The sequence below is a fragment of the Methylobacterium sp. Leaf94 genome, from assembly GCF_001426045.1.
Classification (GTDB): Bacteria; Pseudomonadota; Alphaproteobacteria; order Rhizobiales; family Beijerinckiaceae; genus Methylobacterium.
On the sequence record NZ_LMRM01000014.1, the window covers coordinates 47406 to 73792 of the forward strand.

At 69.1% G+C, this 26387-nt stretch carries 29 protein-coding genes; 10 read left to right on the forward strand and 19 right to left on the reverse strand.

The features are described from left to right. Nucleotides 1-5: 5 nt before the first annotated feature. The 6 genes from fliR to ASG63_RS10840 all read right to left on the reverse strand — a co-directional run bounded on the left by fliR (nucleotide 6) and on the right by ASG63_RS10840 (nucleotide 3170). The gene (gene fliR, locus ASG63_RS10815; RefSeq protein WP_056215837.1) at nucleotides 6-770 is read right to left on the reverse strand and encodes a flagellar biosynthetic protein FliR; all 765 of its coding nucleotides are present in this window, start codon (nucleotides 768-770) and stop codon (nucleotides 6-8) included. A gap of 18 nt (nucleotides 771-788) precedes the next feature. Further along, on the reverse strand, nucleotides 789-1055 hold the full coding sequence (gene fliQ, locus ASG63_RS10820) for a flagellar biosynthesis protein FliQ (RefSeq protein WP_056215843.1): 267 nt from the start codon (nucleotides 1053-1055) through the stop codon (nucleotides 789-791). Nucleotides 1056-1136: 81 nt separating this feature from the next. After that, on the reverse strand, nucleotides 1137-1451 hold the full coding sequence (fliE, locus tag ASG63_RS10825; protein WP_056215853.1) for a flagellar hook-basal body complex protein FliE: 315 nt from the start codon (nucleotides 1449-1451) through the stop codon (nucleotides 1137-1139). A gap of 32 nt (nucleotides 1452-1483) precedes the next feature. Then, nucleotides 1484-1894 (reverse strand): flagellar basal body rod protein FlgC, encoded by a 411-nt coding sequence (gene flgC / locus ASG63_RS10830; RefSeq protein WP_056215858.1) that lies wholly within the window; start codon nucleotides 1892-1894, stop codon nucleotides 1484-1486. A 30-nt stretch (nucleotides 1895-1924) separates the two neighbouring features. Next, nucleotides 1925-2347, reverse strand: a complete 423-nt coding sequence (gene flgB / locus ASG63_RS10835) for a flagellar basal body rod protein FlgB (RefSeq protein ID WP_056215862.1) — start codon at nucleotides 2345-2347, stop codon at nucleotides 1925-1927. Between the two features lie 337 nt (nucleotides 2348-2684). Beyond that, a complete protein-coding gene (locus ASG63_RS10840; RefSeq protein WP_244479636.1) occupies nucleotides 2685-3170 on the reverse strand; it encodes a nucleoside deaminase in 486 nt (161 codons plus the stop codon). A 365-nt stretch (nucleotides 3171-3535) separates the two neighbouring features. Here ASG63_RS10840 and ASG63_RS10845 point away from each other — a divergent pair, with 365 nt between their 5' ends. After that, the gene (locus tag ASG63_RS10845; protein WP_056215870.1) at nucleotides 3536-4924 is read left to right on the forward strand and encodes a hypothetical protein; all 1389 of its coding nucleotides are present in this window, start codon (nucleotides 3536-3538) and stop codon (nucleotides 4922-4924) included. 140 nt (nucleotides 4925-5064) lie between these two features. Beyond that, complete coding sequence (gene fliP, locus ASG63_RS10850; protein WP_056215874.1) at nucleotides 5065-5820, forward strand: flagellar type III secretion system pore protein FliP; 756 nt, start codon at nucleotides 5065-5067, stop codon at nucleotides 5818-5820. An 82-nt stretch (nucleotides 5821-5902) separates the two neighbouring features. Here the strand turns inward: fliP and ASG63_RS24125 are convergent, their stop codons facing one another. The 8 genes from ASG63_RS24125 to fliL form a co-directional block, all read right to left on the reverse strand. Next, nucleotides 5903-6076, reverse strand: coding sequence for a DUF3606 domain-containing protein (locus tag ASG63_RS24125; RefSeq protein WP_082487900.1), 174 nt, complete (start codon nucleotides 6074-6076; stop codon nucleotides 5903-5905). A 160-nt stretch (nucleotides 6077-6236) separates the two neighbouring features. After that, on the reverse strand, nucleotides 6237-9659 hold the full coding sequence (locus tag ASG63_RS10855) for a hypothetical protein (RefSeq protein ID WP_056215878.1): 3423 nt from the start codon (nucleotides 9657-9659) through the stop codon (nucleotides 6237-6239). 133 nt (nucleotides 9660-9792) lie between these two features. Continuing rightward, nucleotides 9793-10173, reverse strand: a complete 381-nt coding sequence (locus ASG63_RS10860; RefSeq protein ID WP_156394152.1) for a hypothetical protein — start codon at nucleotides 10171-10173, stop codon at nucleotides 9793-9795. Nucleotides 10174-10244: 71 nt separating this feature from the next. Beyond that, complete coding sequence (locus ASG63_RS10865) at nucleotides 10245-10916, reverse strand: invasion associated locus B family protein (RefSeq protein ID WP_056215884.1); 672 nt, start codon at nucleotides 10914-10916, stop codon at nucleotides 10245-10247. Between the two features lie 132 nt (nucleotides 10917-11048). Beyond that, nucleotides 11049-11861, reverse strand: coding sequence for a MotE family protein (locus ASG63_RS10870; RefSeq protein ID WP_244479871.1), 813 nt, complete (start codon nucleotides 11859-11861; stop codon nucleotides 11049-11051). Beyond that, entirely contained in the window at nucleotides 11858-12376 is a 519-nt protein-coding gene (locus tag ASG63_RS10875) for a DUF6468 domain-containing protein (RefSeq protein WP_056215888.1), read from the reverse strand. The genes ASG63_RS10870 and ASG63_RS10875 overlap by 4 nt, the downstream gene beginning before the upstream one ends. A gap of 11 nt (nucleotides 12377-12387) precedes the next feature. Continuing rightward, on the reverse strand, nucleotides 12388-13605 hold the full coding sequence (gene fliM / locus ASG63_RS10880; RefSeq protein ID WP_056215891.1) for a flagellar motor switch protein FliM: 1218 nt from the start codon (nucleotides 13603-13605) through the stop codon (nucleotides 12388-12390). Between the two features lie 51 nt (nucleotides 13606-13656). Next, nucleotides 13657-14160, reverse strand: a complete 504-nt coding sequence (gene fliL / locus ASG63_RS10885) for a flagellar basal body-associated protein FliL (protein ID WP_056215895.1) — start codon at nucleotides 14158-14160, stop codon at nucleotides 13657-13659. Nucleotides 14161-14445: 285 nt separating this feature from the next. Here fliL and flgF point away from each other — a divergent pair, with 285 nt between their 5' ends. From flgF to flgH, 4 genes are read left to right on the forward strand one after another with little or no spacing between them, the layout of a single operon-like run. Beyond that, nucleotides 14446-15186, forward strand: coding sequence for a flagellar basal-body rod protein FlgF (flgF, locus tag ASG63_RS10890; RefSeq protein ID WP_056215900.1), 741 nt, complete (start codon nucleotides 14446-14448; stop codon nucleotides 15184-15186). A 12-nt stretch (nucleotides 15187-15198) separates the two neighbouring features. Further along, on the forward strand, nucleotides 15199-15990 hold the full coding sequence (gene flgG, locus ASG63_RS10895) for a flagellar basal-body rod protein FlgG (protein WP_055951334.1): 792 nt from the start codon (nucleotides 15199-15201) through the stop codon (nucleotides 15988-15990). A 14-nt stretch (nucleotides 15991-16004) separates the two neighbouring features. Then, nucleotides 16005-17069 carry a flagellar basal body P-ring formation chaperone FlgA gene (gene flgA, locus ASG63_RS10900; protein WP_056215903.1) on the forward strand — a complete coding sequence of 355 codons (1065 nt, stop codon included), beginning with the start codon at nucleotides 16005-16007 and terminating at the stop codon, nucleotides 17067-17069. Nucleotides 17070-17116: 47 nt separating this feature from the next. Continuing rightward, nucleotides 17117-17863: a flagellar basal body L-ring protein FlgH gene (gene flgH / locus ASG63_RS10905; RefSeq protein ID WP_056215907.1), complete on the forward strand. Its 747-nt coding sequence runs from the start codon at nucleotides 17117-17119 to the stop codon at nucleotides 17861-17863. Nucleotides 17864-17932: 69 nt separating this feature from the next. On the opposite strand, the gene dksA is transcribed toward flgH, so the two are convergent. Beyond that, entirely contained in the window at nucleotides 17933-18352 is a 420-nt protein-coding gene (gene dksA / locus ASG63_RS10910; protein ID WP_055951344.1) for an RNA polymerase-binding protein DksA, read from the reverse strand. Nucleotides 18353-18937: 585 nt separating this feature from the next. Here dksA and ASG63_RS10915 point away from each other — a divergent pair. Continuing rightward, nucleotides 18938-19480: a YciE/YciF ferroxidase family protein gene (locus tag ASG63_RS10915; protein WP_056215910.1), complete on the forward strand. Its 543-nt coding sequence runs from the start codon at nucleotides 18938-18940 to the stop codon at nucleotides 19478-19480. Between the two features lie 22 nt (nucleotides 19481-19502). On the opposite strand, the gene ASG63_RS10920 is transcribed toward ASG63_RS10915, so the two are convergent. After that, complete coding sequence (locus tag ASG63_RS10920) at nucleotides 19503-19928, reverse strand: flagellar assembly protein FliX (protein ID WP_056215912.1); 426 nt, start codon at nucleotides 19926-19928, stop codon at nucleotides 19503-19505. Between the two features lie 307 nt (nucleotides 19929-20235). Here ASG63_RS10920 and ASG63_RS10925 point away from each other — a divergent pair, with 307 nt between their 5' ends. From ASG63_RS10925 to ASG63_RS10935, 3 genes are read left to right on the forward strand one after another with little or no spacing between them, the layout of a single operon-like run. Further along, entirely contained in the window at nucleotides 20236-21309 is a 1074-nt protein-coding gene (locus ASG63_RS10925) for a flagellar basal body P-ring protein FlgI (RefSeq protein ID WP_244479637.1), read from the forward strand. A 45-nt stretch (nucleotides 21310-21354) separates the two neighbouring features. Then, the gene (locus ASG63_RS10930; protein ID WP_056215917.1) at nucleotides 21355-21732 is read left to right on the forward strand and encodes a rod-binding protein; all 378 of its coding nucleotides are present in this window, start codon (nucleotides 21355-21357) and stop codon (nucleotides 21730-21732) included. Then, nucleotides 21716-22204, forward strand: coding sequence for a hypothetical protein (locus ASG63_RS10935; protein ID WP_056215960.1), 489 nt, complete (start codon nucleotides 21716-21718; stop codon nucleotides 22202-22204). Before ASG63_RS10930 ends, ASG63_RS10935 begins: the two co-directional genes overlap by 17 nt. A 40-nt stretch (nucleotides 22205-22244) precedes the next feature. Here ASG63_RS10935 and ASG63_RS10940 read toward each other — a convergent pair whose 3' ends face one another. The 3 genes from ASG63_RS10940 to flgK all read right to left on the reverse strand — a co-directional run bounded on the left by ASG63_RS10940 (nucleotide 22245) and on the right by flgK (nucleotide 26386). Continuing rightward, complete coding sequence (locus tag ASG63_RS10940) at nucleotides 22245-22568, reverse strand: porin (protein WP_156394153.1); 324 nt, start codon at nucleotides 22566-22568, stop codon at nucleotides 22245-22247. 69 nt (nucleotides 22569-22637) lie between these two features. Continuing rightward, nucleotides 22638-24452 carry a hypothetical protein gene (locus ASG63_RS10945; protein WP_056215924.1) on the reverse strand — a complete coding sequence of 605 codons (1815 nt, stop codon included), beginning with the start codon at nucleotides 24450-24452 and terminating at the stop codon, nucleotides 22638-22640. A gap of 56 nt (nucleotides 24453-24508) precedes the next feature. After that, nucleotides 24509-26386: a flagellar hook-associated protein FlgK gene (gene flgK / locus ASG63_RS10950; protein ID WP_056215928.1), complete on the reverse strand. Its 1878-nt coding sequence runs from the start codon at nucleotides 26384-26386 to the stop codon at nucleotides 24509-24511. Nucleotide 26387: the final 1 nt, after the last annotated feature.

Below are 26387 nucleotides of genomic sequence, written 5' to 3' on the forward strand. Positions count from 1 at the left end.
GGGGCTCAGCGCCCGGCGAGCTCGGCCAGATAGCGCCCGATATCGTCGAGGAAGACGCTCATCATCACGCCGAGGCTGCCCAGCAGCAGCAGCATCCCGATGAGGACCGAGGCCGGAACGGCCACGAAGAACACCTGCATCTGCGGCATCAGGCGCGCCAGCACGCCGAGCCCCACGTTGAACAGGATGCCGAAGGCGATGAACGGGGCCGAGATCTGCACGCCGAGCGAGAAGCCCCGCGCGATGGCCTTCAATGCGAGGCTCGCCGCCTCGCCCATGCCCGGGACGCCATCCGGCGGGAGCAGGACGTAGCTGCGCCCGATCGCCTCGAGGGCGACGTGGTGCAGGTCGGTCGCCACGATCAGGGTGATGCCGAGGAGCGCCAGGAAATTGCCGATCGCGGTCTGCTGCCCGCCCTGCGTCGGGTCCACCGTCATGGCGTAGGACAGCCCGAGTTGCTGCGAGACGATCATGCCGGCGGTCTGCAGGGCGGCGAGAACCATCCGCACCGTGAGGCCGAGCACCAGACCGACCAGCAACTCGCCGATGAGCAGCGCGATCAAACCCGGACCCGCGATGGCTCCGCCCTGCATCGGCAGGAGCGGCCGTACCGTCGGAAACAGGATCAGGGTGAGCAGCAGCGCGAAGGCGAGGCGCAGCCGCGGCGAGACCAGCTGCTCGCCAATGCCCGGCATCAGCATCACCAGGGTGCCGATCCGGGCGAAGGTGAGGAGGAAGGCCGCCGCGATGCCCGGCAGGAGGAGGTTCATGGCCTGTCATAGCAGGCTTCAGCCGCCGGACACGATGCGGGCCGCGATCCGGGTCATGTAGCTGCCGAGGGCTTCGCCCATGAACGGCAGCATCAGCAGGAGCGTCGCGAACACGGCCACGATCTTGGGGACGTAGATCAGGGTCTGCTCCTGGATCTGCGTCAGGGCCTGGAACAGGGAGATCACGAGGCCCACCACGAGGGCGACCAGCATGACCGGTCCCGCCACCTTGAGGAACACGAAGATGCCGTCGCGGGCGACGTCGATGATGGCGAGACCGGTCATGGAGGGGATGTCATCTCGCGTCGGGGCGGGGATCTTCGTGCGAATGTGTCGGCTGCGTCGCCGGGACCGCGAGGCCGCGGCCTAGATCTGCATCCGCATGATTTCCTCGTAGGCGGAGATCACCCGGTCGCGGACGGCGACGAGGGTCTGGAGGGCGGTCTCGCTCTCGGCCACCGCCGTCACCACGTCGACGACGTTCGCCTTGCCGCCCGCCACGGCGAGCGCCTGGCTGTCGGCTTTGCGTCCCGCCTCGCCGACGCTGTCCAGGCTGGACGTCAGGAGCGATGTGAAGTTCGAGCCCGACGCGCCGGTGGCCGGCGCGATCTTCGGCGAACCCTTGGCGCCGATGTTCTGGATCGCCGCGTAGGCGCCGGCGGCGAAGGCGTTGCTGGTCATGGCGGCGGACTTTCAGGCAGCGGAAGCGGCGGTCAGGCCTTGAGGATCTCGAGGGTCTTGGCGACCATGCGGCGGGTTGCCGTGACCATGTTGAGGTTGGCCTCGTAGGAGCGCTGGGCCTCGCGCATGTCCATGTTCTCGATCAGGCCGTTGACGTTGGGCATCGCCACCTCGCCCCTGGCGTTGGCGCTCGGATTGCCCGGATCGTACTTGGTCCGGAACGGCGAGGTATCGCGGCGCACCCGCCCCGCCTCGATCAGCGACGCGCCGGTCTCGCGGTCGACCTGCTGGGTGAAGGTCGGGATCTTGCGGCGATAGGGCTGGCCGCCGACGGCGCTCGGCGCGGAATCCGCGTTGGCGATGTTCTCGGCGATGATTCGCATCCGGCTCGACTGGGCCTTCAGGCCCGAGGCGGCGGTGGTGAGGGATTTCAGGAAGTCCATGGCGCGCTCCGTCAGGCGTTGGATGGCCGCTCAGCGCTTGCCGATGGCGATTTTGATGGTGTCGAGGCTCTTCTGGTAGAGCGAGGCGGCCAGCTGATAATCCGCCTGGTTGTCGCCGGCCTTCATCATCTCCTCTTCGAGATTGACGCCGTTGCCGTTGGGACGGATCTCGAAGTCCTTCACGCGGCGCGGGTCGGCTCCGGGACCGTCCGGGCCTCCACCCGGGGCGATGTGGGACACGTTGGTCACCGCGAGGCTGCTGCTCGTGGTGGCGCCCTGCGGCTGCGACAGGACGGGACCGGATCGTCCGAGGTCGGGGCTGGCGAGATCCCGCGGCTTGAAGCCGGGCAGGTCGGCATTCGCCACGTTCTCGGCCAGGAGCTTCTGGCGCGTCTGGTGCCACTGCATCCGCGTGCGCAGCATGCCGAGAATGGGCAGGTCGGTGACGGACATGGGCTGGACCCTCCCCTCACCCGGAAGAATCTGCCCGGTGGGACCGGCAAAATCTGCCGCCCCCATGGTTAACGCCCGGTTAAACCCCGGGCGTCTCCCTCGAAGTAAGAACAGACCTCAGGGCGTTCTCTGCGTGGGTGGTTTCGCCTGTGGGCATTCCGCCGGCGGCGGCCCGCTGGGATTGAGGGGCGCACAAGCCGCAGGCGGACCGGCCGACCGGGCATCCTCGCTGGGATGGCGGAGGGCACCGCGGCTCCAGAGAACGCCGAGGGTGATGGCGGCCGCGAGGAAGAGGCCGGCGGCGAGGAAGGGGATCCAACGCGGAACGGTCATCGCCTCAACCCGTCTCGGAGGCGCCCTGCCGCTCGCGCCAGAGCACGTAGGGATGGTCCTCCACCGCCACGGGGAGGTGCTCCACGCGCATCGGTTGATCGCCCAGGGGCTGGCAGAGTTCGGCATAGATGCCGGCGCCGAGGAGTCCGTGGCGCTCGCCCTCCTCCGCGCTGTAGGCGAAGTAGGCCTGTTTAATGCCGGCCAAGCGCATGGCCGCATGGCACATCGGGCAGGGGCGACCGCTGGCATAGACGATGCAACCGTCGAGCTTCGGCCGCCCGAGGCGACGGCTCACTTCCCGGATCGCCACCATCTCGGCGTGGTCGGTGGGATCCTGGGTGATCGCGATGGTGTTGACGGCCCGCGACAGCACATCGCCATCGCGTACGATCACGGCGCCGTAGGGGCGCCCGCCCCGGAGAACGTTGTCGCGGGCCAACGCGACCGCGTCGCGCAGATGCGCTTGATGCTGATCTTCCACGGATGCCACGTCGAACCACCTCCGGCTGTGCCGCCCATCCAACGCGCCAGGACCGCTGGCGGGTCCCGTTTCGAGACGAGGCGCAGACGAGCGCTTGATGCGCCGCTAACCGCAGGCGGGGCACTGTCAATCCAAGCCGCGTTGCGTATCGGCTTCGCCGTGGAGACACGGCACACCCCGCCGCTCCGTGATCGGATCGGGCGGCGGGGCGTCCTTGGCGAACCGCAAGTCCTTCAAGACATTACCGAATTTGTCTTGGCCAAAGGAGCTGTTAACGAAGTCTTAACGTTGTTGCCCGCGCTGGCGCCGGACATGATACTGGGTTTTCCAGTGTTGCGTCGGGCCACGAGCCCCAAAAGCGAGAGACCCCGGTCTTGTCATCGTTCTTCAGCTCGGATGGCTCGTTTCCCCTCCAGTTCGCCATCATCTTCGTCGTCATCTTCCTCATCCTTGCGGCGGGCGTCTTCCTGATCCGGCGACTCGGCGGGAAGGGATCGCCCCTCTCCGGCAAGAATTCTCCCCGCGGCCGCCAGCCGCGCCTCGGTATCGTCGACATCTATGAGCTCGACCGTCAGCGCCAGCTGATCCTGCTGCGGCGCGACAATGTCGAGCATCTGCTTCTCGTGGGCGGCCCCAACGACGTCGTGATCGAGCGCAACATCCTGCGCGGCATGAGCGCCCGGATGGCGTCCGATGAGACCGCCTTCGACGAGGCTCCCGAGCCGGTGCTGAAGACGATGCCGGAACCGCCGGTATCCGAGCAGGCTCCGGTCCCGAGCCTGGCGCCATCCGGTCCGCCCGTTGCTCCCTATCGTGAGCCGGTCTTCGAGATGGCGGTGCCGTCCCCCGGCGCGGATTACGAGGTGGCCCCACCCCTGGGCGATCGCCCGCGTGCGGCTGCCCTAGAGCCGATGCCGGGCGTCCCGGCCCCGGAGCCGGCCGCGCCGCGACAGCGCGACTCCCAGATTGCGCGCGTCATGCGCCGGACGCCGCCCTCCCTGGCGAACTTCGTTCCTGCCGCGATCGCGGACCGCGTCGGCCTGCCGGAGCGGGGATCCGAGCCCGAAACCGGTCGTGACACGCCCGCGGAGGCGGTCGCCGCACCGGCGCCTCCCGTCTCGGCATCTCCCGTCTCGGCACCCACAGCCCGCGGCGTCGATGCCGCGATCCTCTCCGACATGGCACGCCAGCTGGAGGAGGCCCTGCGCCGACCCTCGGCGGCGGTCCGTCCCGCCATGCCCATGCAGAGCCCCGTGGCTGAGGCCGTCGCGCCTGCGATGCCCGAAGACAGGCCTGACGCCCCGGAAGCGCGCGTCGAACCCCAGCCGGAGGTGAACCGGGTCCCGGTCGCCGAGGCGTCCGGCATCGATCCCATCGCCGCCGCGATGGCGGCCACCGCTGAGACGTCGGCATCGGACGAGCGGATCGCCGTAGAACCGCGGTCTGCCGTCGACGACGTGCTCTTCGCCGATCGTATCGAGGAGCCAGAGCTCGAGGCCGTGCCGGTGGAGCCGCCCGCTCCGCTTCAGTCTGCTCCGATCGAGCCGGACCCCGTGATCCACGCGGCGGTCGCCGACGCGCCGGAGGTCGAAGATGCCGCTCCCCCGGCGGTGATCGAATCGCCACCCGCCGCAGCGCCGACCCCGCCGCCTCCCGCTCCTGCGCCCGCAAAGGCGCCAGCCAGCCCTAATCCGTTCTCCGTGGAAGAGATCGAGGCGGAGTTCGCGCGGCTACTCGGCCGCCCTCTGGATCGCAAGCAGTAGACGGATCCGGGGGCGCCCCGCACCCGACCCGCACACCCCGCCGGGGCCGAGTTCGCATGGCCTCGCACGGGGATGCGGCCCGGGGCGCGAATGCTAAGAGGGGCGCGCGGCCGCATCGCGTCGCATCGCCCGGAACCGGTATGACCGAACCCCGCTCCTTCCCCCTGAGACGCTTGCGCCTGCCGGTCCCGATCGGCCTGGGGCTGGCCTGTGCCACGACGGCGGTGCAGGCCCAAAGCCTTTCGGTCGATCTCGGCACCGGCGGGGTGACCGAACGGGCCCTCCAGCTCGTCGCGCTTCTGACCGTCCTCGCACTGGCGCCCTCGGTGCTGGTGATGGCCACGTCCTTCACCCGGATCGTGGTGGTGCTGTCGATTCTGCGCTCGGCGCTGGGGACGCAGAGTGCCCCGCCCAACGCGGTCGTCACCAGCCTCGCGCTGTTCCTGACCGCCTTCGTGATGGCACCGGTCGGGCGCGAGGCCTATCGCAATGGCATCGAGCCGCTGATCGCCGGGCAGATCACGCAGAGCGTCGCCTTCGAGCGCGCCTCCGCACCCTTCAAGACCTTCATGCTGAAGAACGTCCGCGAGAAGGATCTCAAGCTCTTCCTGGACATGGCGAAGGCGCCGGTTCCGGCCGGCCCCGAAGCCGTGGGCCTCGAAGTGGTGACGCCGGCCTTCATGATCTCCGAGTTGCGCCGTGCGTTCGAGATCGGCTTCCTGCTGTTCATCCCCTTCCTGATCATCGACCTCGTCGTCGCCTCGATCCTCATGGCCGTTGGCATGATGATGGTGCCACCGGCGACCGTGGCGTTGCCGTTCAAGCTGATCTTCTTCGTCCTCGTCGACGGCTGGACCCTGGTGGCGGGCTCGCTGGTGCAGAGCTACGGGACCTGAAGGGCCGCGTAAGCCGGTGGCCGCGCACGAAAAAGGGCGCCCGAGAGCGCCCTTCCCTATCGTCACATGCCGGTTCGCGCGATTAGCGCTCGAGGTAGCTTTTCAGGGTCGAGATGCGGTTGCCGACGAGGCGCACGGCGCGCTTCAGGCGATCTTCCGACACGCCGAGGCGCGTGGCCATCGCGCTGCGCTGCTGCGTGTCGAAGATGTCGAGGTGGGTCTTTCCGGTCGTGGTGTCGAGCGGTTCCGTGAGCATGGGAAGGCCTCTGCTGTGCCGGGCTGGAACGTAAGCCGCACGGGTGATTGGGATTGGAGGCAGAACGTCGCCGCGGCGCGTTTGTTGCGCTGGGCCCGACAGAATTCGGCGAATCGCATCAGGCTTTTACGCCGCATGTCCGGCGTGACGTCGTCCCCGCTCAGCCGGGCGGGGTCGCACTCGCCTGGGCGTCGGCCCGCGCATCCGTCTCGCGCTTGCCCGGCGCCGGCACGGCGCTCTCGGGATAGCGCTTGCGGTATTCCGAGAGGAACGCCTGGAGCGTTTCGGCACTGGTGGCCTTCTGCGCGATTTCGCGGAAGCCCGCGGTGCGGACGGCGTTGGCTTGGGTGAGAAGGGCGAAAGTGCGGGCATCGACGCTCTCGGCCATCGGACCCGCAAATTTCGCCCGGAGGCGCTCGAGGCCAAGGGTCTCGCCAGCGAGCCCGTAGGCGATCGCCGCGCGCAGGATGTCCGTGCGGGCGTCGTCGTCGAGGGGCACGCGGCGGCGCCAGGCATCGCCGACCAGTGCCTCGTGCGCCTCCCCGGCGTCGCGCCAGCGCCGGCCGGTCCAGAGGATGTCCGCCCTGAGGCGCTCGGCATCCGGCCCCGTCTCGCCCTCGATGGTCTCGAGAGCGAGGTCGGTGCGGGACAGGTCGGACAGGGCACGCGCCCGCAGCAGCGCCCGCGCCCGGCGCAGATCCTCGGGGAGTTCGGGCAGGTAGGTGGCGTCCAGGGTCTGGAGGGCCTGCAGGGGCTTCTCGTCCATGAGCCGGATGGCAGCGAGTCGCGCCGCCGTGCCCGCACGGCTGGGCCCCGTCAGGCGATGGTCGACCTGATGCTGCAGCAATTCGCCCGCAGAATCGAGGAGGTCCAACTCCACCAGGCGATCCGACAGCCGGCGCACGATCTCGTCGCCGCGACGGCCCAGCGGCGCGAACTCCTTGAAGTCGAAATACAGTGCCAGGGCCTCGACCCCGGACAGCTTGGAGCTGCGCTCACCGAGGTAGAGATCCTCGAAGAGGGTCTGGGCCATGTCGTGCACGTCGCGCACCAGTGGCGAATCGGTGCCGGTGGAATCGGCGCGGCGGGCGGTCATCATCGCCTGACGCCAGCGTCCCGCCTCGACGTAGAGCTTGGCCAGGGCCGAGATGGTTCGCGGTTCGAGGTCGCCGCCGTGCCAGGACAGGGCCAGCAGCTCCAGGCGCTCGATGGCATCCGCCACCGTGACCTTCCCCGCCGCGTGCCCCAGCACGGTGGCCCTCAGGCGGGCCGAGGCGGCGACCCCTGCCTCTCCGCTTTCGCTGAGGCGCTCGTAGGCATCGAGGGCGGCCACGGTCTGGCCGGTGACCTCGTCGATCCGGGCGCGCAGCAAGGCCAGTCGTTCCTGGATCGGGCGGTCCGCTGCGCGGGTGGCCGCGACGATCTGGCGGTTGGCTGCATCCCAGTCTCCCGTCTCGACCGCGGCCTCGGCGGCTGCGGTGCGCAGGAGGGCCTGGAGGTCTTCGGGGTAGCGGTCGAGCACGCTCGCGGTCGCGCGGAACGAGGCATCGGCCGCGCTCCAGCGGCCTTCGAGGGCTTCGAGGTAGCCCTGCCACAGCCGCGCCTCGGGATCGTTCCTGAGGATCTCGACGGCCAGACCCGTGCGCATGTCGGACATGCGCCCGATCAGGGCGTTTCCGATCACGGTCAGCATCGGAACATCGCGCTGGCCGGCCAGGACGGGATCGTCGCCGAAGGCGGTCTTGAGGACGCCGAGCGCTTCCAGGGAGAGGCGATTGGCGAGCATCGTGCGCGCCAGGACCATTCGGAGCGGTCCGCGCGCGGCACGCGGTGCCTCCGCGGCCGCTTGAAGCTGGTCGCGGATCAACTCGCGGGTGTCGCCGCGCTGCGAGGCCTCCCAGGGACCCCGGTCCACGGCGAGGTCGCTGAGGGTTATCAGGGGCGCCTCGGCGGGGCGCGCGACGCCGGAGACGGCCATGCCGCTTTCCCGGCTGATCGCGACCCCGTCGAGGTCCGGCCGCACGAGGAGGTCGTCCGCCTGCGCCAGGACTGCGACGCCCTGCCGGCTCGGCAGCAATTCGAAGTCGACGAAGATCTGCCGTTTCGGAATTCCGGCCGGCTTCGGGCCCCGGCCCGTCACGACGGCGATGCGCTCCCCGTCGAGGCTGAGCCAGGAGGCGACCCCGGGGTTCGGGAGGCGCACGCCGACACTGATCCGCCCGGCCGCATCGGTGACGCGAATCGCCGAGAGGGCGTCGCTCGCAGACAGGTTCTCGCTGGCCACCAACTCCCAGCCGGTCGGGGCCCCGGCGGGGCCGACCGGCACAAGGTCCAGGAGCCGGTCGCGCGGAACAGGAAAGCGCACGGTCACGATCCGACCGGTTCGCACTGGCGGACCGAGCGGCGCGAGCATGGGATCGCCCGCGGGGACGACGACCGGCTCTGCGGTCTCGAAGACCAGGTTGGCGATGCCCGCGTGCTCGAACAAAGCGGCCGGCGGCATGGTCTTGAACGGGAACGCGAGGCCCGGTCCGGCAGGGCGCTGAACCGTCGCGGCGACGGGAGCCGCCGGTGCAGTCCCGGACGTCTCCGTGGTCTGCCTCGGCGACCGCTGCGGGGCCTTCTCGGGTTTGGGTTCTGCCGCCCTCACCTCCGTCGCTCTGGTCTCAACTCCCTTGGTCTCGGTCGTCTTGGTCTCGGTCGTTTTGGCCTCGCCGACGGGCCCAGCGCCCTCCCCGGCCTTCGCATCCTGCGCGCTGGGCTTGGCCTTCTCGGCAGGCTTTCGGACGAGGTCGATCGTCGCGCCGTCCTCGTCGCTGAAGGTTCGGATCTCGTAGCCGTCCGCTGGGGTGACGAGAAGACGGGCGCCGGTCTCGTCGCTCTCGGCCGCCAGGCTCTCGATGGACGGCTTCAGGCGCCCGCGGGTGGCGACCTCGTCGATGCGCCAGGCTCCCGGAATCGCGAGGCGCATGGCCGGGCCGACGGCCTCGAAGCGCGGTGCGGCGGACGCCGGTGCACGCAGGCTCAGGCGGGTGAGCGTCGGAAGATGCGCCAGTTCGATGCGCAGGGTCTTCGGCTCGGCGGGGGGGCGCGCCGCCCGCAAGGCCGCCTCAGCGGCCTGGGTCCGCCGGAACAGCTCGGCCACCACCTCCGGCGGCAGGGCCGGCGGCAGACCGCTCCAGTCCTGCGGCAGGAGATCGACGAACACCTTCTCCCCCGCCTCCTGGACGTTGACGCGGTAGGGGCGTTGCAGGGCAAGGCGTAGGCCCAGTCCGTCGGGATCGCGCCGCACGGCTGTGACGTAGTCCGGCATCTCGGCGGCGATGCGCTCGGAGCCGGCGCTCGCCTTCTCCGAGAAGCCGAGGACGAGCACGGACCCGGACATCCGCGCCTTGACCGAAACCGGGCCGTCGAAGGTCAGGACGAGGCGACCGTAGCGCTCGCTCTGCGCGCCCTTGATCGCCGTGAGGCGTGCGGCGGTCGCCTCCGTCCCCCCGCAGAGAGCCGCAGCCATGATCGAGATCGCGGCGAAGCCAGCCCGAAGCCGACGCCGTCGTGTCGCGATACCGGCATCGAGAGCCATCGCTGGATACGCCAAACCCATGGGGCGGAGTGACTCGCAACCGAGTCGATCCGCCTTACGCCGCACTGTCCGGCCACTCTCGCGTGTCGAGGCTAACGGGCGCTTAAGACGCGGTGGCGCTTTCTCCGGACCGCTAACGTTTGGTGATCAGACCCGGGATCGTCCGGCCAGTCTCGCCAAAATTCTCGGCGGCGCGCGCGCAATTGGCGGAAATGTCCTTGGTGTAGATCTCCGTATAGGCCCGGCTGCGCAGGTTCAGGTCACCCTGGACCAGATCGTCGGATGCGACACCGAGGCCGGCGACGACGGAATTCAAGCGCTCGGAGTTCGGTTTGAGGTCGCGGCAGTAGGTTTCCACGAAAGCGAGCAGGCCGGCGAGCTTGGCTGCGCTGTTCTTCTGGCGTTCGGCTTTGGCCTCGGCGGCCGTCGGCGGGGGGGCGGGCGGCTTCTCGGGTGGCCGTTCCTCCTGGGCCCATGCCGGCGCCGCCAGGGCTCCGGCCACCATCAGGGTCATCAGGCTTCGGGTCAGCAGGGCCGATCTCTTCATAGCTACGCTCCTCGGGTCCGGCCGCGCCACGGTCCCGCTCAGCTCGTCAGCCCGATGGCGCGCGCCAGCGCGTTGGCGAATCCTTCGAGCGGTACCGTGATGGTGACGGGTTCTTTGGCCTCCGGCTTCGTCGCGGAAACCAGCAGGTTCTTGGCGGTCTTCATCGTGTCGGTCGCCAGGGTGGGCAGGCTGATGGGCACGAGGCATCCCTCCTGGCTGCAGGACAGATAGGGCGCGCCCTTGCCGAGGACGGCCTCGTCGAGCTTGAACGAAATGCCGGGCTCGATGGCGAGGCCGAGCGGCATCAGGATGAAGCCCTGCGCGCGCCCATCGTTGGGCGTCCGGATCTCCAGGGCGAATTCGCGACGGCCCTTGGCCCCCTGGGCCTGCATCACCGCGCATTCCGCCTTCGCGTCGGCCTTGGCCTCGGCCTTCGCGCAGGTCACGGTCCAGTCGCCATAGACCTCGGTGAGGGAGCTCGCACCGGTCGGCCAGCCGGCCGTGGTGGTCGGAGGCGCGGAGGCGGCGGCCGGCATCGGCGCCGCGGGCTTCGCCGGAGCCGGCTTCGGCGGGGCGGCCTTGCGCGGTTTCGGCTTGGCCGGCGCCTCGGTGGCGGTCGGAGCTTCGGCGTCCTGTGCCGCGACGGGAGCCGCCACGGTCAGGGCGAAGCTCAGGACGGCGAGGACTCGGATCAGGCTGATGGACGGCACGTGCTTGGCTCCCCGAACCCGTGCGGTGGGGATTTCATCCGCTCGGGATGCCTGCCCCTAGTCGGGCGCGGACGAACGCGCAATGGAGGCGCGGACAACCCAGTGGATGACCGCCTGCAAACGTCAGGGTGGTCAGCGCCGGGGCGGAGGCGTCGGTGCGTCGATCGCCGGGAGTTCGTTCGGGGCGAGACCGGCCGCGACCGTGGCTGCCGGGCCGCCGGCCTGCCCGCGCGCCCGATTGGCCAGGGCCACGGTGAGCTTCTCCGCGGGCTCCGACTGCATCAGCGCCAGCACCTCGGCCATCTTGCGGGGATTCATCGCCAGAACGATCGGCACGAGGACGTCGAGGCTCAGCCGGTCGAACACCCGCGCGGCGTCCTTCGGCTTCATCGTCTCGTACATTGTGACGATGTTCTTCAGCGCGGCCCGCTCGGCTTCGGCGCGCTGCGAGCCGCCTCCTTCGGCCTTGTCCTCACCCTGCTTGAGCGTGTCGACGCCCTCTTCCAGCTTGCGCTCGGCGGTGCCGAGCAGCTGCTCGCGCAGATCGAGGGCCTCGCTGCGCTGCTTGAGGGTATCGCGCCGCGCGGCGAGGCGCTCGAGGAGGGCGCGCTCGGACGCCGGCATCGGCTCCGGCGGCGGTGGACGCGGTGCCGGCTTCTCGGGCTCCGGAGCCGGCTTCTCGGGTTCCTTCGGCGTCACCGAGCCGGTGGTCGACGGGTCTGCGGGCTCGTAATTCGTGCGGGCCTTGGCGAGGACGCGCGCGAACTCCGGCATCGCCGCGCCCGGTTGCGGCTTCGATTCCTCCACCGCGATGGCCGCGACCTTCAGCACCAGAAGCCCGGCCGCCGCCAGGGTCACGGCATCGATCAGGCGCAGCTTCAGCGGCCGCGTCTGACGGAACCGGACCAGGCTGCCGGTCCGTTTCCCGGGGGGCGCCTTCGTCACGCGGCCTTGCTCCGCAGGCGGCCGAGGGCGCGCTCGGACATGGCCAGGGCGGCGGCGGCGGCGACCCCAAGGCGCTCGCCGTTGGGGCTCGACGGTGCGGGCGGTGCGACGCGGACGGGCGGGACCACGCGCTCGAGGTCACGCGGCTCCGGTGCCGGGGCCGCCGTGCGCGCGAGCTCGCGGGTCGGGGCGGCCTGGGCCACGATGGAGGCGATGCGGGCGATCACCGTCTCACCCGCCTCCACGTGGGCGGCGAGGTCGGTGGCGTAGCGCTCGGCGGTGCCGAGGCGGTCGGCCAGGGTCCGGTCGCACTCGTCGAGGGTGGCGCGCAGGCCGACGATGGCCCGTTCGGCGGTGGAGCTCGCCATGACGAGGTCGCCGATGGTCTGGCGCAGGGCCGCCTCGTCGGACTTGAGCTTGGTGATGCGGCCGCTCAGGCGCATCGAGGAGACGATGCTGGCGACCAGCAGGACGGCGACGAGGCCATCGGCCAGGAGGGTAACGAGGAGGCTCATGGCTGGTCGCGTCACCCGTCGTTGCGGTTGTTCATGGAGGCTTCGAAGGCCTGGAGCGTGGTGCGCGACCGGCGCAGCGGCCGGGTGAGCTGCACCGCGATGTTGTCGTCGATCCGGCCGATCCGGCCCTGGGTCAGGGCCCAGTCGCCGCAGCGGATCGCGATCAGGTCCGAGGGTTTGGTGTCGAACATCAGCGTATCGCCGACCTTGAGCGACAGCACCTTCTTCAACGGCAGCATCATCTCGTGCAGCACCGCCTCCATGGTCGCGTCGGCCTGCCAGATCTCCGTGGCGAGGTGGCTCTCCCAGACGTGGTCGCGGCCGAGCTTCTCGCCCATGAAGCTCTGCATGAGCAGTTCACGGATCGGCTCGATGGTGGCGTAGGGGAACAGGATCTGCAGCAGGCCGCCGCGTCCATCCATGTCGAGCTTGAGGCTGATCAGGATGGCGGCGTTGGCGGGCCGGGTGATGGTCGCAAAGCGCGGGTTGGTCTCGATCCGGTCGATGGCGAAGCGCACCGGCGAGAGCGGCTGGAACGAGAGCTCGAGGTCCGTGAGGATGATCTCCACCAGGCGCCGCACGAGCTGCATTTCGATAGTGGTGAAGGGGCGTCCGTCGAGGCGGGTCGAGGAGCCGCCGCGCTTGCCGCCGAGGAGCAGGTCGAGGGTCGAGTAGGCGAGATTGGATTCCACCGTGACGAGGCCGGAATTCTCCCAGGCATCGGCCCGGAAGACGCCGAGCAGGGTCGGCAGCGGGATCGCGTTCAGGTAGTCGCCGAAGCGCACCGAGGTGATGTTGTCGAGGGTCACCTCGACGTTGTCCTGGAAGAAGTTGCGCAGGCTGGTCGACAACAACCGGATCATCCGGTCGAAGACGATTTCCAGCATCGGCAGGCGTTCGTACTGGACGACGCCCGAATCGACGATGGCGCGGACGCCTCCGGCCCCCGAGGCCGAGAGCTCGCGCAGGGAGAAGCCGAGGACGCCGTCGATCTCGTCCTGGTTCAGGATGCGGTCGTTGCCGGCGAGTTCGGGGAGATTGTCGGTCTCCCCGTCCTCGATCATCGTCGCCCATTCGGCGGCGACGTCGCTGGCATGCGTGGTGGTGCCCTGTTCGGCGAGTGCCGCGCCCCACTCGTCGGCGAGCGAGGCTTCGCCTCCCTCGCCGTTCTGGGCGATGAGGGCTGCGGCCCAGTCGTCCTCGTCGATCTCGTCTTCCGGTCCGGCCATCAGACTCTCGTCACCTGCGAAACTTCATCCATCCCAATCGGCGGCGCCCGCCTACTGGATCACCACGTCCTTGAAGAGGACCGCCTCCGCCCGGGCCGGGTGGATGGCGACGTTGACCCGGCGCAGCAATTCCTCGCGCAGGCGATAGATGCCGGCCGACCCGGCGAGGTCGCTCGCACGCAGTTCGCGCAGGTAGACCTGGAAGGCGTCCTCGATGCGCGGCATCAGGGGCTTCACCTCGCCCTCGACCTTGGCGTCCTTGAGCTCGATCGCGACCTTGATCTTGGCGAAGCGCGTCCGGTCCTGGCCCGGCTCGCTGGCGAGATTGACCATCATCTCGCGGACATCGAGGAACACGACCGGCTTCTTCACCTCGGCGGCCGCTTCGGCGTGGCCGTCGCCGGCCTTCTTCTTCAGGAAGACGAAACCGCTGCCACCCACCAGCGCCAGCACCACCGCGCCGATGATGATGAGCTTCTTCTTGCCGCCTTTCGGGGCCTCGCCCTCCGCGCCCTCCTCACCCTCGGCGGTGGCCTTCTTCGGCTTCTTGGCCATCGCTGGACCTCGGGACTGCGCGGTGGGGCGAGCGGGACCCGCTCGACGACATCGACACCCTCGGATATCGACCCTCGCAGAGGTATCGGGCCAGCAAGGTTAACGCGTCGTTAAGGCGGCAAAAGCTGCCGGGTCGGACTTGCCGCGCGGTCGGACACGGCAGGCGCTGCCTGGTCGTCGATGTCTATTTAAGATATTGACGATGTTCGTAAAATACGGATTTTCAGAGCTGGCACGGCCCATGCGGATGTCGGGACATCGTCGCTCGTCGGGGCTGAGAGTGTCATGCAGAACGCATTGTTCGTGGGGGTTTCGAGCCAGGTCGCGCTCCAGCGCGAGCTGGACGTCATCGCCAACAACATGGCCAACATCTCCACCAACGGCTTCAAGGGGCGCAACAGCCGGTTCCAGGAATACCTGATGCCGGTGGCGAGCGCGGATTCCTTCCAGAGGCCGGACCGCCGCGTCTCCTACGTGATCGACCAGGGCACCGCCCTGGACCTCGCCCAAGGACCCATCGAGCAGACCGGCAATCCCCTCCACGTGGCGGTGCGCGGCGAGGCCTTCCTGGTGGTGCGCACCCCGAATGGCGATCGCTACACCCGCAACGGCGCGTTCGAGACCGACGCCCAGGGGACGCTGGTCACCAGCGACGGGTACCCGGTGCAAGGCGAGGCGGGGCCGATCCAGATCGGCCAGCAGGAGACCGGCGTGTCGATCGGCCCGGACGGCACGGTCTCGACCAACCTCGGCATCCGCGGCCGCGTCCGCCTCGTCACCTTCGCCAATCCCCAGGCGCTGACCAACGAGGGCGCGAATCTCTACGCCTCCGCGGCACAGCCGCAGGCCGCCGGCCTCGCCGGCCGGGTGGAGGCCGGCGCCCTGGAGCGCTCGAACGTGAAGCCCGTCATCGAGATGACCCGGCTCATGGACGTGAACCGCACCTACACCATGGTCTCGGGCGTGATCTCGCGCCTCGACGATCTGCGCGGCACGGCGATCCGCCGTCTCGCCGACGTCGCGTAAGGATCTCAGCAGATGCGCGCCCTCTACGCCGCCGCCACCGGCATGGCGGCCCAGGAACTCAACGTCCAGGTCATCTCGAACAACATCGCGAACCTGCGCACCACCGGCTACAAGCGCCAGCAGCCGCATTTCCAGGATCTGCTCTACCAGAACCTGCGCCGGGCGGGCTCCTCGACCTCCGACCAGAACACGCAGCTGCCCGCAGGCCTCGCCATCGGCTCGGGCGTGAAGACGACGTCGACCGCCCGGGTGATGTCGCAGGGGACGCTGACGAGCACCGAGAAGGAATACGACGTCGCCATTCGCGGCGAAGGCCTGTTCCGGGTGACGCTGCCGGACGGGCGCACGGCCTACACCCGCGACGGCTCGTTCGACCTCTCGGCCCAGGGGCAGCTCGTCACCCGCGACGGCTACCTCGTCGATCCCGGGGTGACGGTGCCGAACAACGCCACGTCGGTGACGATCAGCGCCCAGGGAGCAGTCCAGGCCACCGTGCCAGGGCAGACCGCGCCGCAGGCCCTGGGCCAGTTCCAGCTCGCCCGCTTCGTCAACAAGGTCGGCCTCGAATCGATCGGCGACAACCTGTTCATCGAGACCGCCGGGTCCGGTCCGGCGATCAACGGTCTGCCGGGCTCGGAAGGGTTCGGCAACCTGCAGCAGAGCTATCTCGAGGAGGCGAACGTCAACGCCGTCACCGAGATCTCGTCGCTGATCGCGGCACAGCGCGCCTACGAGATGAACTCGAAGGTGGTGACCGCCGCCGACCAGATGCTCTCGACCACCTCCCAGATGTTCCGCAGCTGATCGAGGTCCTGACCATGCATGCGCTCAGACAGATCCCCCCCCGCCGCCCGATCCGGGTCTCGACCCTGAGCGTCGCCATCGTGGGCCGAACCCTGCTGGCCGTCCTGGCCTTCTCGTTCCTCACCTTCCAGGTCCTGGCCCAGGAGGCCCGCCCCGCCGGGGCGAGCCTGCGCTTGCGCGGCGACGTCACCGCCCGCGGCGACGTCCTCACCCTCGGCGACCTCGTCGAGGGGGCCTCTGCGGAGACGGCGCAGCGTCCGCTGTTCCGGGCGCCGGCCCTTGGCGCCACCGGCACGATCCAGGCGCGTCGCATCGCCGATGCGATGGCCGGTCTCGGGCTCGGCCCGGTGGAGACCGGCGGCCGGGTCCAGGTCTCGGTCCAGCGCGCCGCCCGCCGGGTGACGCAGCCGGAGATCGAGGCCGCCCTGAAGCGCGCCCTGGAATCCGGCTACGGCGTCGATCCGCGCAACCTCGCCATTCGCCTCGATGGCGAGTCCCCGACCCTTCTGGCGCCCCTGGACCTGAACGGTCAGGCCGTCGCCCTCGACCTCAGCTACGATCCGCGCTCGCGCCGGATCGCCGGCCTAATCACCCTGGGCGAGCGCCAGGCATCCCTCCGGGTCTCGGGCCAGGTCATGGAGATCCGGGAGGTCGCCGTCCTGGGGCGCAGCCTCAATCGCGGCGAGACGATCAACGCGGCTGACCTGACCCTCGAGCGCCGTCCGCGCGAAGCGACACCGTCGGACGCGCAGGGGTCCCTCGGCGATCTCGCCGGACAGGTGGCGCAGCGCAGCCTCGGTGCCGGTGCAATCCTGCGCTCGGGCGACCTCGCGCCGCCCGACCTCGTGGCCCGGGGCGAGGCCGTCACGATCCTCTTCGATTCCCCCGGTCTCAATCTTTCCCTCCGGGGACTGGCCAACGAGGGTGGCCGCCTCGGCGCCATGATCACGGTCACCAACCCGGTCTCGAAGAAGATCCTGTCCGCCACCGTGATCGGACCCGGCCGCGTTTCCGTCGGTCCCGCGCCCCTGGTGCGCCAGGCCAGCGCCGCCCTCGACGGTCCCGCGCTTCAGCGCTGAGCCGCCCCGTCCGCGTCCCTTTTCGGTTTGCCAAAGGTTCGGTCCCGATGACCCACCGCGTCTCTCCAGCCCTCGCCGTCGCGCTCCTCTGCACGACCCTCGGCGCCTGCAACACTGCGGACCGACTATCCCAGATCGGTGCGACGCCAGCCCTCTCGGCCATCGAGGACCCGACCGCCCAGGCCGGCTACAAACCGGTGCGCCTGCCGATGCCGGAGGTCCAGCCGGTCTCGTACGCTCCGAACTCCCTGTGGCGGACAGGCTCGCGCGCCTTCTTCAAGGACCAGCGGGCCGCCCGAATCGGCGACCTCGTCACCGTGAAGGTCAATGTCACCGATAAGGCGAACCTGAACAACGAGACCAAGCGCTCGCGCTCGAACGCCGAGGGTTTCGGCCTGCCCAACGCCTTCGGCCTGGAGAGCAGCAAGGGGGTGACGGCGGCCGGGATCAGCCCCGACAAGCTCATCAACGCCACCTCGACCACATCGAGCGACGGTGCCGGTTCGGTTCAGCGCAACGAGACCGTCACCACCAGCGTCGCGGCCATCGTCACGCAGGTCCTGCCCAATGGAAACCTCGTGGTGGAGGGCAAGCAGGAGATCCGCATCAACTTCGAGGTCCGCGAACTCATCGTCGCGGGCGTGGTCCGGCCCGAGGACATCGAGTCCGACAACACCATCGATTCGAGCAAGATCGCCCAGGCCCGGATCGCCTATGGCGGACGCGGCCAGATCACCGATGTGCAGCAGCCGCGCTACGGTCAGCAGCTGGTCGACGTGCTCCTGCCGTTCTGAGCCCCGTCGGAGCCCGTTCGTCCCTCTCGGAGAACGGTTTGGATCGCGGTCCGCCCGCGACCAGCCCGCTCAGTCGTCCCGGTAGACGCGCTCGCGTCGCTCGTGACGCTCCTGCGCCTCGAGCGACAGCGTCGCGATGGGGCGGGCATCCAGGCGCTTCAGCGAGATCGGCTCGCCGGTCTCCTCGCAATAGCCGTAGGAACCGTCCTCCAGCCGCGCCAGGGCGGCGTCGATCTTGCCGGTGAGCTTGCGTTGCCGGTCCCGCGCTCGCAACTCGATGGCCCGGTCCGTCTCGGACGAGGCACGATCCGCCAAATCGGGATGATTTTCGTTCTCGGTCTGTAACGCGACCAGCGTATCTTGGGCCTCACGTAGAATATCGGACTTCCAGCCGAGCAGTTTGCGACGGAAATACTCCCGCTGCCGATCATTCATGAACGGCTCGCTCTCACTTGGTACGTACCCGTCCTCAATCGTGACCTTCGCCATTCGCGCCTCTTGCAGCCGGTCCGCGGCGATCGTTTTGCGTGGCTATAATGCAGGGTGCAGGCCACGACAACGCATCGTGGTTACCGCACACCGCAATCCTCTCGGATGTTTTGCGCGCTGCGGCAAACACGCAACGGCTGCAAACACGCCACCGGAGGCTGTGCGTTGCAACAGCGGCTGCGCTTTGTCACCTAGAATCTGTCCTGCGTTAAAATGCAGGTCTCAGTGGCGAGGGATCAGGACCGGACCTGCACCTGCCGACAGGCCGGGGCGGTCCGGCGGAGAACGCGGGCGACGCCGTCCCGTCGGGGTCGCACGGGCCCATGCGCAAAGCTATTGCTGGCTTCTCTCGTTCTCAGGGCCAGGAAGGTGTCCTCAAGGAAACGATAATTTTCGGTGCTACCAGGCAATTCTATCCTAAGACACTGCAGGCAAAGCGAGAAATTGAAGAAAAATCCCAGGGGAACTGGCCTCGGCGGGTGTGGTTCTCCCATGGCGACGCTTGCGGGACCCTTCCGGTTTCTCGGCCCTGACTCCGCTGGTGATCGCATCCTTTTCCACCGTCACGACTTCGGAGATCGCCCCATGGCAGCCAAGGCCAAAACCCTGCACGACGCGTTCTACGAGACCCTCAAGGACGTCTACTACGCCGAGAAGCAATCCGTCCGAGCCCTGAAGAAGTCGGCCAAGGCGGCCGAGCACGCGGAGCTTCGCAGCGCGTTCGAGACTCACGCGGAGGAGAGTGCCGAGCAGGTGGAGCGGCTCCAGCAGGTCTTCGAGATCATTGGCAAGCCGGCCCGCGCCAAGACCTGCGAGGCGATGCAGGGCATTACCTCCGAGATGGAGGAGGATCTCGAGGATTTCGGCGATAGCCCAGCCGCCGATGCGGTGCTGGCTGCCTGTGCCCAGGCCGTCGAGCATTACGAGATCGCCCGCTACGGCACCCTGAAGACCTGGGCACGCCAGCTTGGCTACGAGGATGCCGCCAAGCTCCTGGAACAGACCCTCGAGGAGGAGAAGAAGACCGACGCCCTGCTGAGCCAGATCGCCGAGCGGATCGACACCGAGGGCAGCGAAGTCGCCGCCGGATCGGACGACACGCCGCGCGCCAAGAAGACGAAGGCCTGAGGTCGGCTCCGGCCCCCGCGCCTCAGGCGGCGCGGGCGGCGGACAGCTTGGCGAGTTCGACCGCGGCCCGCAGCTCGATCTCGGCGATCAATCCATCGAGACGGGGGTCGCCGCTGGTGCCGCTGCGCTCCGACAGGCGGGCCGCGATGGCCTGTAGATCGCGCGTCGAGACGCGGCCCATGATCAGGGAGGCCTTCAGCCGGTCGAGCCCATCGAGCAGGTCGTTGCCACGCTGGGTCGACCGGCGCCGGCGCTCCTCCGGCGTATCGGTGTTGCTCTGAAGCGTGAGGATGGCATCGAGGCCGGCGAGCGATGCCGCGGCGGTGGCGCCCGGCCCGCCCGCGTTCGTCGCCGGGTTGGCGACGGCGAAGGCGGGCGCGCCCTCGCTCCGGCGCGGTGCCGCGCTCGGGCCGGTGCTGGCAGTGACGAAGCGGGTGTCGACGCGCATGAGGTGAGACCGATCGGGGCGATGGTCCGCCCGGCGCCGGCAGAATCCGGCAAGCGTGGTTAACCGGTCGTAAATGACCCGGCAGAACGTGCCGGGTCGGCATGAAGCGTCCGGGACCTTTGCCCGGCCGGCGCCGGTATTGCCAGAGAATATCGTTCAAATACAACGCTTTGGCACAAGCGTTCGGTTGGCATGGTCCTGGCAGACTGGACAGGACCTTCCCGTCGCAAAGTGCGCCATGACCGACACTCCGAACGGCCCCACCCGAATCCGGCGCTTCGCCCTCTGCCTTCTGGCAGGGTGGGCGATGCTGGTCGGCCAGGCGGTCCCCGCCCTCGCCCTGTCGCGGGTCAAGGACCTCGCCAGCGTGGAGGGCGTGCGCCAGAATCAGCTCGTGGGCTACGGCATCGTGGTCGGGCTCAACGGCACCGGCGACACCCTGAACAACATCCCGTTCACGAAGCAGTCCCTCCAGGCGATGCTGGAGCGCCTCGGCGTGAACACCCGCGGCGCTACCATGCGCACCCAGAACCTCGCGGCCGTGATGGTGACCGCGAGCCTGCCGCCCTTCGCCACCCAGGGCAACCGCATCGACATCACCGTCTCGTCCCTCGGCGACGCCAAGTCCCTCCAGGGCGGCACCCTCCTGGTCACGCCGCTGCTGGGCGCCGACGGCGAGGTCTACGCCCTGGCGCAGGGCTCGGTGGCCATCGCGGGCTTCTCGGCCGAAGGCGACGCCGCCAAGATCACCCGCGGCGTTCCCACGAACGGGCGGGTGCCGAACGGCGCGATGATCGAGCGCGAGATGGCGTTCAAGATGAACGACATGCGCTCGCTGCGCCTGTCCCTGCGCAATCCCGACTTCACCACCTCGAAGCGCATCGCCGCTGCGATTAACGACTTCATGGGCGCCGATACCGCCGAACCCACCGATCCCGCCACGGTGACCCTGCAGATCCCTGCCCGCTACACCGGCAACATGATCCGGCTCGTGACCGAGATCGAGCAGCTGAAGGTCGAGCCCGACCAGACCGCCCGGGTCGTCGTCGACGAGCGTTCGGGCATCATCGTGATGGGCCGCGACGTGCGGGTCTCCACCGTGGCGATCGCACAGGGCAACCTCACCGTCACCATCACCGAACAGCCGCAGGTGAGCCAGCCTGCTCCCCTCTCCAGCGGCACCACCACGGTGGTGCCGCGCACCGGCGTCAAGGTCGACACGGGCGACGGCAACAAGCTCGCCCTGGTCAAGGAGGGCGTGACCCTGCGCGAACTCGTCGACGGCCTCAACGCCCTGGGCGTCGGCCCTCGCGACCTCATCTCGATCCTGCAGGCGATCAAGGCCGCGGGCGCCCTCCAGGCCGATATCGAGGTGATGTGATGCCTCTCGCCGCCCTCTCCCAACTCCAGCCGGAGACCTGAACCCATGCTGTTCGCGCCCCTCGCCGCCAGTGCCGCCCTCGGGGTCGGCAAGGCCATCGTCGGCGACATCGCCAAGACCGTTCAGAGCGCGGTCGGCGGGAGCGCCGGTAGCACCGCGAAGTCGGCCGCCGAGGCCAAGGCTAAGAAGGCCTCGACCGACTTCGAATCGATGTTCCTAGAGCAGTCCCTCGACCGCCTGTCGCAATCCGAGGGTACCGACGGTCCGCTCGGCGACAACGGCACCGGGGGTGGCGTCTACCGGTCGATGCTCACCAAGGAATACGCCGGCCAGATCGTGAAGAGCGGTGGCGTCGGTATTGCCGACCAGGTGTTCCGCGAGATGATGAAAATGCAGGAGGGTGCCGGTGCAAAGGTCAGCTGACGTTCCGGCGCCCCGCGTGTCGGACCGGGCCGGGGCGACGGCCCTGGTCGCCGAGGTGATCGCGAGCCTCGAAGCGCTTGAGGGCGTGCTCGCCCGCGAGAGCGACCACATCCGCGTCGGCCGCCTGCGGGAGGGCCTCGCCGAGAACGAGCGCAAGTCGGCCCTGGCGGCCGCCTATTTCCAGGGCCTCGAGGCGACGAAGGCTAACGCCATCGCCCTCGCGCGCTTCGCGCCGGAGGGGATCGCCACCCTCAAGGCGGCCCATGCCCGCTTCGCCCATGCCCTGGAGACCAACCAGGCCGTGCTGGCGACGGCTCGAACCGTGTCGGAAGGCCTCGTGAAGACCCTGGCGGACGAGATCGGGCGCACCCGCACGCCCACCGTCTATGGCCGCCCGTCCCAGGGCCCCTCCCCCTATGGCCGCAGCGGGGTCGCGCGAAGCCAGCCGCTGGTGCTGTCGCGCAGCCTCTGAATAACAGGACGCGCGGCGGGACGCCTGTCCGCGGGGCGCGTCAGGGACGCCCGTGACCCATGCGGACGAAGGCACGCACCGGCCCGAACTCGGATTCGCTGCGCGTGTCGATCGAAAGCTGCCCCGCCGTGACCGGCGCGGCGCCGTGGCTGCCGACGTCGATGCCACCGACGGCGCGGCCGCTGAGGCGGATGCAGGTGGGTGAGCCCGGCACGCGGACGAAGCCCGCACCCTGTTTCGGGCAGGGCAGAAGTTTCTCCCCCTGAACCTGTGGTCGGAGACGCTCCGCCGCGCCGGCTCCCACCGAGAGGCCGGGCACGATCAGCATCGCCATGGCCAGCACGGTAGGCATCCTGGGGGTCATGACCGGGCTCCCGCATTCGCTCCGGCCCCTGGGTTAAGCCATCCCGTCCGCCGGACCAACTCGCCGATCTCAGCTGAGATAGTTCACTAAGTTCAGCTTCGAGAGCATCGAGGTGACCTGGTAGCTCGCCTGGAGCTGCGTCTGCAACTGCAGGAGCTGCGCCGTCACGTCCTCCGCCGAGATGTTCTCGACGCCGTCGAGCGAGCCCTGAAGGGCGTTGCGGTTGGTCCGGTTTTCCATCTTGGTGTCCGAGAGGGTGCTGGCGGCGAGGCCGAGATCGCTGGCGATGCCCGGAACGCCCCCCGTGGTGTTGTTCGAGACGAGCAGGGTGCCGGCGTGGTCGGCGAGCGCGCTGAAGCGTTGGGCCTCCGGCGTCCCGCTGACTGCCGTCGTTCCCGCATCGGCCGCGATCATGGCGAGACCGGCGAGCACCTTCCGGATCGGAGCTTCGTTCGCCTGCACGCCGATGTTCAGGACCCGGTTCGCCCCGATCTGCGCCGTGGCCGTGGCGCGTGGATCCGACGAGGTGTCGTCGCCCGTGTACCAGATCACGGTCTTGGTGCTGGCCGCTTCGGCGTAGCCGTTGCCGTCGGTGCTGATGCGCCGCGGTGCGAGGCCGGCGGATTGCGACCCGGCGAAGAAATCCTGTGCCGCTCGGGACGCCGAGCTCGCCGCGAGGCTGGTGGAAGCCGCACCCTTCAGGGCATTGGTGACGGCCTGCGAGAGACTGTTCGCAACAGCCTGTGGGCCGCCTGCCAGGGAGAACTCGGTGGTGGAGGTCGGATCGGCGTTGGGGCTGGCCGTCAGGGTCAGGGTCTGGGTCGTGCCGTCGCGCATGGCAACGCTGACCGTCACGGTGTCGCCCGCGACGGGTGTTCCATTGACGCCAAGCGTCAGCGACGCCGGCGTGCCGGTTCCGAAATTGGCTTGCACACCGAGATCGGTGGGGCCCTGGATGCTCGCGACCGGCGAGGGTGCGAAGCGAGTGTTGAGGTAGGTCTGCGCCTCGGCCGCCGTGGCGAAGACCGGCATGGTGTCTGTCGCGCCCGCCGACGAGGACGCCTTCGCGGTGAGATCGACGAAGCTCTGCGTTCCGTCCGGCTGATTGATCGCGATCCGAAGGCGATCCCCCTCGGCCGGCGGCTTCGCCAGGGTGAACGTCACCGGCGGAGCCGTCGCGGCGGTGGTAGCGCTGGCGGCGATCGCCGTCGTGTTGGAACTCGTCGCCGAGAGGAGCCGAAAACCGAAATTGGCCCGCGTCTCGGTTCCGGCGGCCCCGGTCCCGTCCTCGCTGATCGTCACGGTGTTGGCCGGCGTCCCGGTCACGGAACTACTGACCCGGCCAGATCCGGTCGGCAGACCGAGGTCCGCGGTCTTCTGCTCCGATATCAGGGTCTTCAGGCCGGCGAGGCCCTTGGCGACGTCGCCGTTCAGCATCGTGTCGGTGGCGGCGACCGGGGGCGAGTCGGTGGCGCGACCGCCGAAGATGTATTGGCCCGCGAGATCGACGTTCAGGGCATCGACCGCCGCGTCCAGGCTGTTGCGCGCGACCTGCGGTGTGTTGGCGATCGTCGAGCTGTTGCTGGCGGTCAGCGAGCGCCGCATCCCGTCGCCGAGGGTGTTGATCTGCGTCACGCTCGCGTTGGCGAGGGTGACGCGGGTCGTCGCGTTCGTGATCACCGCGTCGTAGCCGTCGAGGGCGCTGAGGGCCGCGTGCGCGCTCAGGCTGGTCGTCCGCCCCGTGCCGAGGCTGCCATAGGTCGTGCCGACCTTGCCGCTGGAGAGCTGGTTCGTCAGCGTATCGAGGCGACTCTTCAGGCCGACGAGGTTGGCCGTGTTGCGGTCGCCCAGATAGGTGCTGGCATTGAACGGAGCGATGCTCATCGGTGCCTCGGAAGTGGGCGGGGTCTCGGTCGGGCTCGGCACATGGGGGCTCGGCCTCAGATCCGCAGGAGGGTGTCGAGGAGGTCGCGGGCGGCGGTGAGCACCCGCGCATTGGCGCTGTAAGCGGTCTGGAGCTGCACGAGCTTCGACATCTCCTCGTCGATGCTCACGCCGGAGACGGAGGCGACGCGGGACTGGGCGGTCGCCAGCGCGATGCCCTGCCCTTCGTCGAGGTCCTGCGCGGAGGCCGCTCCCGCCCCTTGGGCGTCGATGATCCGCTGGGCGAAATCCTGGACGCTCGCGGTGTAGGGCGCCGCGACGCCGCCGATTCCGCTGGCTGCCGCGAAAGTTCGGCTTGCACCGGTGAGGGCCTGGTACAGGTACTGGGGCCGCGACGCATCCGACGCCAGGGTCTTGGACGAGAGGGTCACGAGGTTAGCGGTGTTGCTGACCACCGCTTGGTTCACGCTGATCCGCTGCGCGAAACCCGTCAGCTGCGAACCGCCGTCGAAGGAGCCGGTGTAGAGCGTGCCCTTCTTGTTTCCGTCGACGAAGAGCGGAATCTGTGCGGCGCCGCTCTGGAAATCGTTCGGGTCTTTCAGTTGCGTGACGCTGGCGCTGACGCCGAGGAGCGTCGGCGCCCCACTCGATGGATCGGTGAGGATGCGCAGGCCGCCGGTGCCGGCGCTCGGCTGGCTGGTGACGCTGAAGCTCGCCCCGAGGGCCGTCTGGATGGCGTCGCGCAGCCCGGCATTGGTCCCCGTCAGCTTGATCGGAAGGATCGATGCCGTCGGGTCGTTTATATCCGCGCGATCGATTTTCGGCTCAGAGTCCGAGGTGTAGGGGAGGAGGACGAGGTTGCGCTGTGTGCCGGCGGCGTCGCGCACGCTCACCGTCACGGCATTACCGGCCTTCAGTCCGGCGAGGTCGATATCCAAGGCCCCCGTCGTCCCGTCGGTGGGCGGAGTACCCACCGCGCTGCGATCCGACAGGGAGCGCGAGAGCCCAGCCGCCAGTTCGTCGAGCTGGCGCTGCGCCTGCGGCAGGACCGAGTCGCGCAGCTCGATTCCGGCGGCGAGCGAGCCGGAGCGAATCGCCTGGGTGGCGATCAGGTCGATCTTGGAGCCGCCGGGCGTCGTCGCGGTGATCGTTCCGACCCCCCGGGTCGCCGCGTTGTCCGTGTATTCCGAGTCGGGCGAGAGCGTGCCGCGTCCGTCGAAGCTGAGAATCGCCGCGGCGCCACGATCGACGAGGGTCATGCCCGACGTGGTGATGACCGTCAGGGTGCCGTCCCGCTGGTCGACGGTCTGGATGTCCAGGAAGGCGGACAGGCCGGTCACGGCCTGGTCGCGCTGGTCGAGCAGGCTGGCGCGGGCCCCCTCGTCGGTGGTGCCCGTGATCTGCGTGTTCAGCTTGGCGATGGAGGCGAGGTACGCACTCGCCTTCGCCGTGTCGCTGCCGAGCTGGCTCTCGGTCGCCGAGCGCAGGTCCTGGACGCCCTGCGCGATCGTGCCGATGGTGGAGGCGAGGTTCGCGGCCTTTGTGACGACCGTGGCACGGGCCGGTGCGGAGGTCGGATCGCTGGCGAGGGCTTGCAGCGACTGGGCGAAGTCGTTCATTACGCCGTCCAGGGCCGTGGACGCGCCGGGGGTCCCGTAGAGCTGATCGAGCTGCGTCCGAACCGCGGAGAGGGAGCCGGTATAGGCGGCACCCGAGGTCTCCATGCGCAGTTGCCGGAGGGAGGCCGCATCGAGGGCCCGGCCGATCGTGCCGACCGAGACGCCGGAATTGCCAACGCCCGTCGAGACGGTGTCGAGGGTGCGCTTCGTGTACCCGACCGTGCCGACATTGGCGATGTTCTGCGAGACGACCCCGATCGCGGCCTGGGTCGCCTTCAGCCCGGCGGAGGCGGTGTTGATGGCGTTGAAGCTCACG

Coding starts and splice junctions, on each gene's coding strand:
- fliR (WP_056215837.1), bottom strand. CDS start 770: ATGAACCTCCTCCTGCCGGGCATCGCGGCGGCCTTCCTCCTCACCTTC.
- fliQ (WP_056215843.1), bottom strand. CDS start 1,055: ATGACCGGTCTCGCCATCATCGACGTCGCCCGCGACGGCATCTTCGTG.
- fliE (WP_056215853.1), bottom strand. CDS start 1,451: ATGACCAGCAACGCCTTCGCCGCCGGCGCCTACGCGGCGATCCAGAAC.
- flgC (WP_056215858.1), bottom strand. CDS start 1,894: ATGGACTTCCTGAAATCCCTCACCACCGCCGCCTCGGGCCTGAAGGCC.
- flgB (WP_056215862.1), bottom strand. CDS start 2,347: ATGTCCGTCACCGACCTGCCCATTCTCGGCATGCTGCGCACGCGGATG.
- fliP (WP_056215874.1), top strand. CDS start 5,065: ATGACCGAACCCCGCTCCTTCCCCCTGAGACGCTTGCGCCTGCCGGTC.
- ASG63_RS24125 (WP_082487900.1), bottom strand. CDS start 6,076: ATGCTCACGGAACCGCTCGACACCACGACCGGAAAGACCCACCTCGAC.
- ASG63_RS10855 (WP_056215878.1), bottom strand. CDS start 9,659: ATGGCTCTCGATGCCGGTATCGCGACACGACGGCGTCGGCTTCGGGCT.
- ASG63_RS10860 (WP_156394152.1), bottom strand. CDS start 10,173: ATGACCCTGATGGTGGCCGGAGCCCTGGCGGCGCCGGCATGGGCCCAG.
- ASG63_RS10875 (WP_056215888.1), bottom strand. CDS start 12,376: ATGAGCCTCCTCGTTACCCTCCTGGCCGATGGCCTCGTCGCCGTCCTG.
- fliM (WP_056215891.1), bottom strand. CDS start 13,605: ATGGCCGGACCGGAAGACGAGATCGACGAGGACGACTGGGCCGCAGCC.
- fliL (WP_056215895.1), bottom strand. CDS start 14,160: ATGGCCAAGAAGCCGAAGAAGGCCACCGCCGAGGGTGAGGAGGGCGCG.
- flgF (WP_056215900.1), top strand. CDS start 14,446: ATGCAGAACGCATTGTTCGTGGGGGTTTCGAGCCAGGTCGCGCTCCAG.
- flgG (WP_055951334.1), top strand. CDS start 15,199: ATGCGCGCCCTCTACGCCGCCGCCACCGGCATGGCGGCCCAGGAACTC.
- flgA (WP_056215903.1), top strand. CDS start 16,005: ATGCATGCGCTCAGACAGATCCCCCCCCGCCGCCCGATCCGGGTCTCG.
- flgH (WP_056215907.1), top strand. CDS start 17,117: ATGACCCACCGCGTCTCTCCAGCCCTCGCCGTCGCGCTCCTCTGCACG.
- dksA (WP_055951344.1), bottom strand. CDS start 18,352: ATGGCGAAGGTCACGATTGAGGACGGGTACGTACCAAGTGAGAGCGAG.
- ASG63_RS10915 (WP_056215910.1), top strand. CDS start 18,938: ATGGCAGCCAAGGCCAAAACCCTGCACGACGCGTTCTACGAGACCCTC.
- ASG63_RS10920 (WP_056215912.1), bottom strand. CDS start 19,928: ATGCGCGTCGACACCCGCTTCGTCACTGCCAGCACCGGCCCGAGCGCG.
- ASG63_RS10925 (WP_244479637.1), top strand. CDS start 20,236: ATGCTGGTCGGCCAGGCGGTCCCCGCCCTCGCCCTGTCGCGGGTCAAG.
- ASG63_RS10930 (WP_056215917.1), top strand. CDS start 21,355: ATGCTGTTCGCGCCCCTCGCCGCCAGTGCCGCCCTCGGGGTCGGCAAG.
- ASG63_RS10940 (WP_156394153.1), bottom strand. CDS start 22,568: ATGACCCCCAGGATGCCTACCGTGCTGGCCATGGCGATGCTGATCGTG.
- ASG63_RS10945 (WP_056215924.1), bottom strand. CDS start 24,452: ATGAGCATCGCTCCGTTCAATGCCAGCACCTATCTGGGCGACCGCAAC.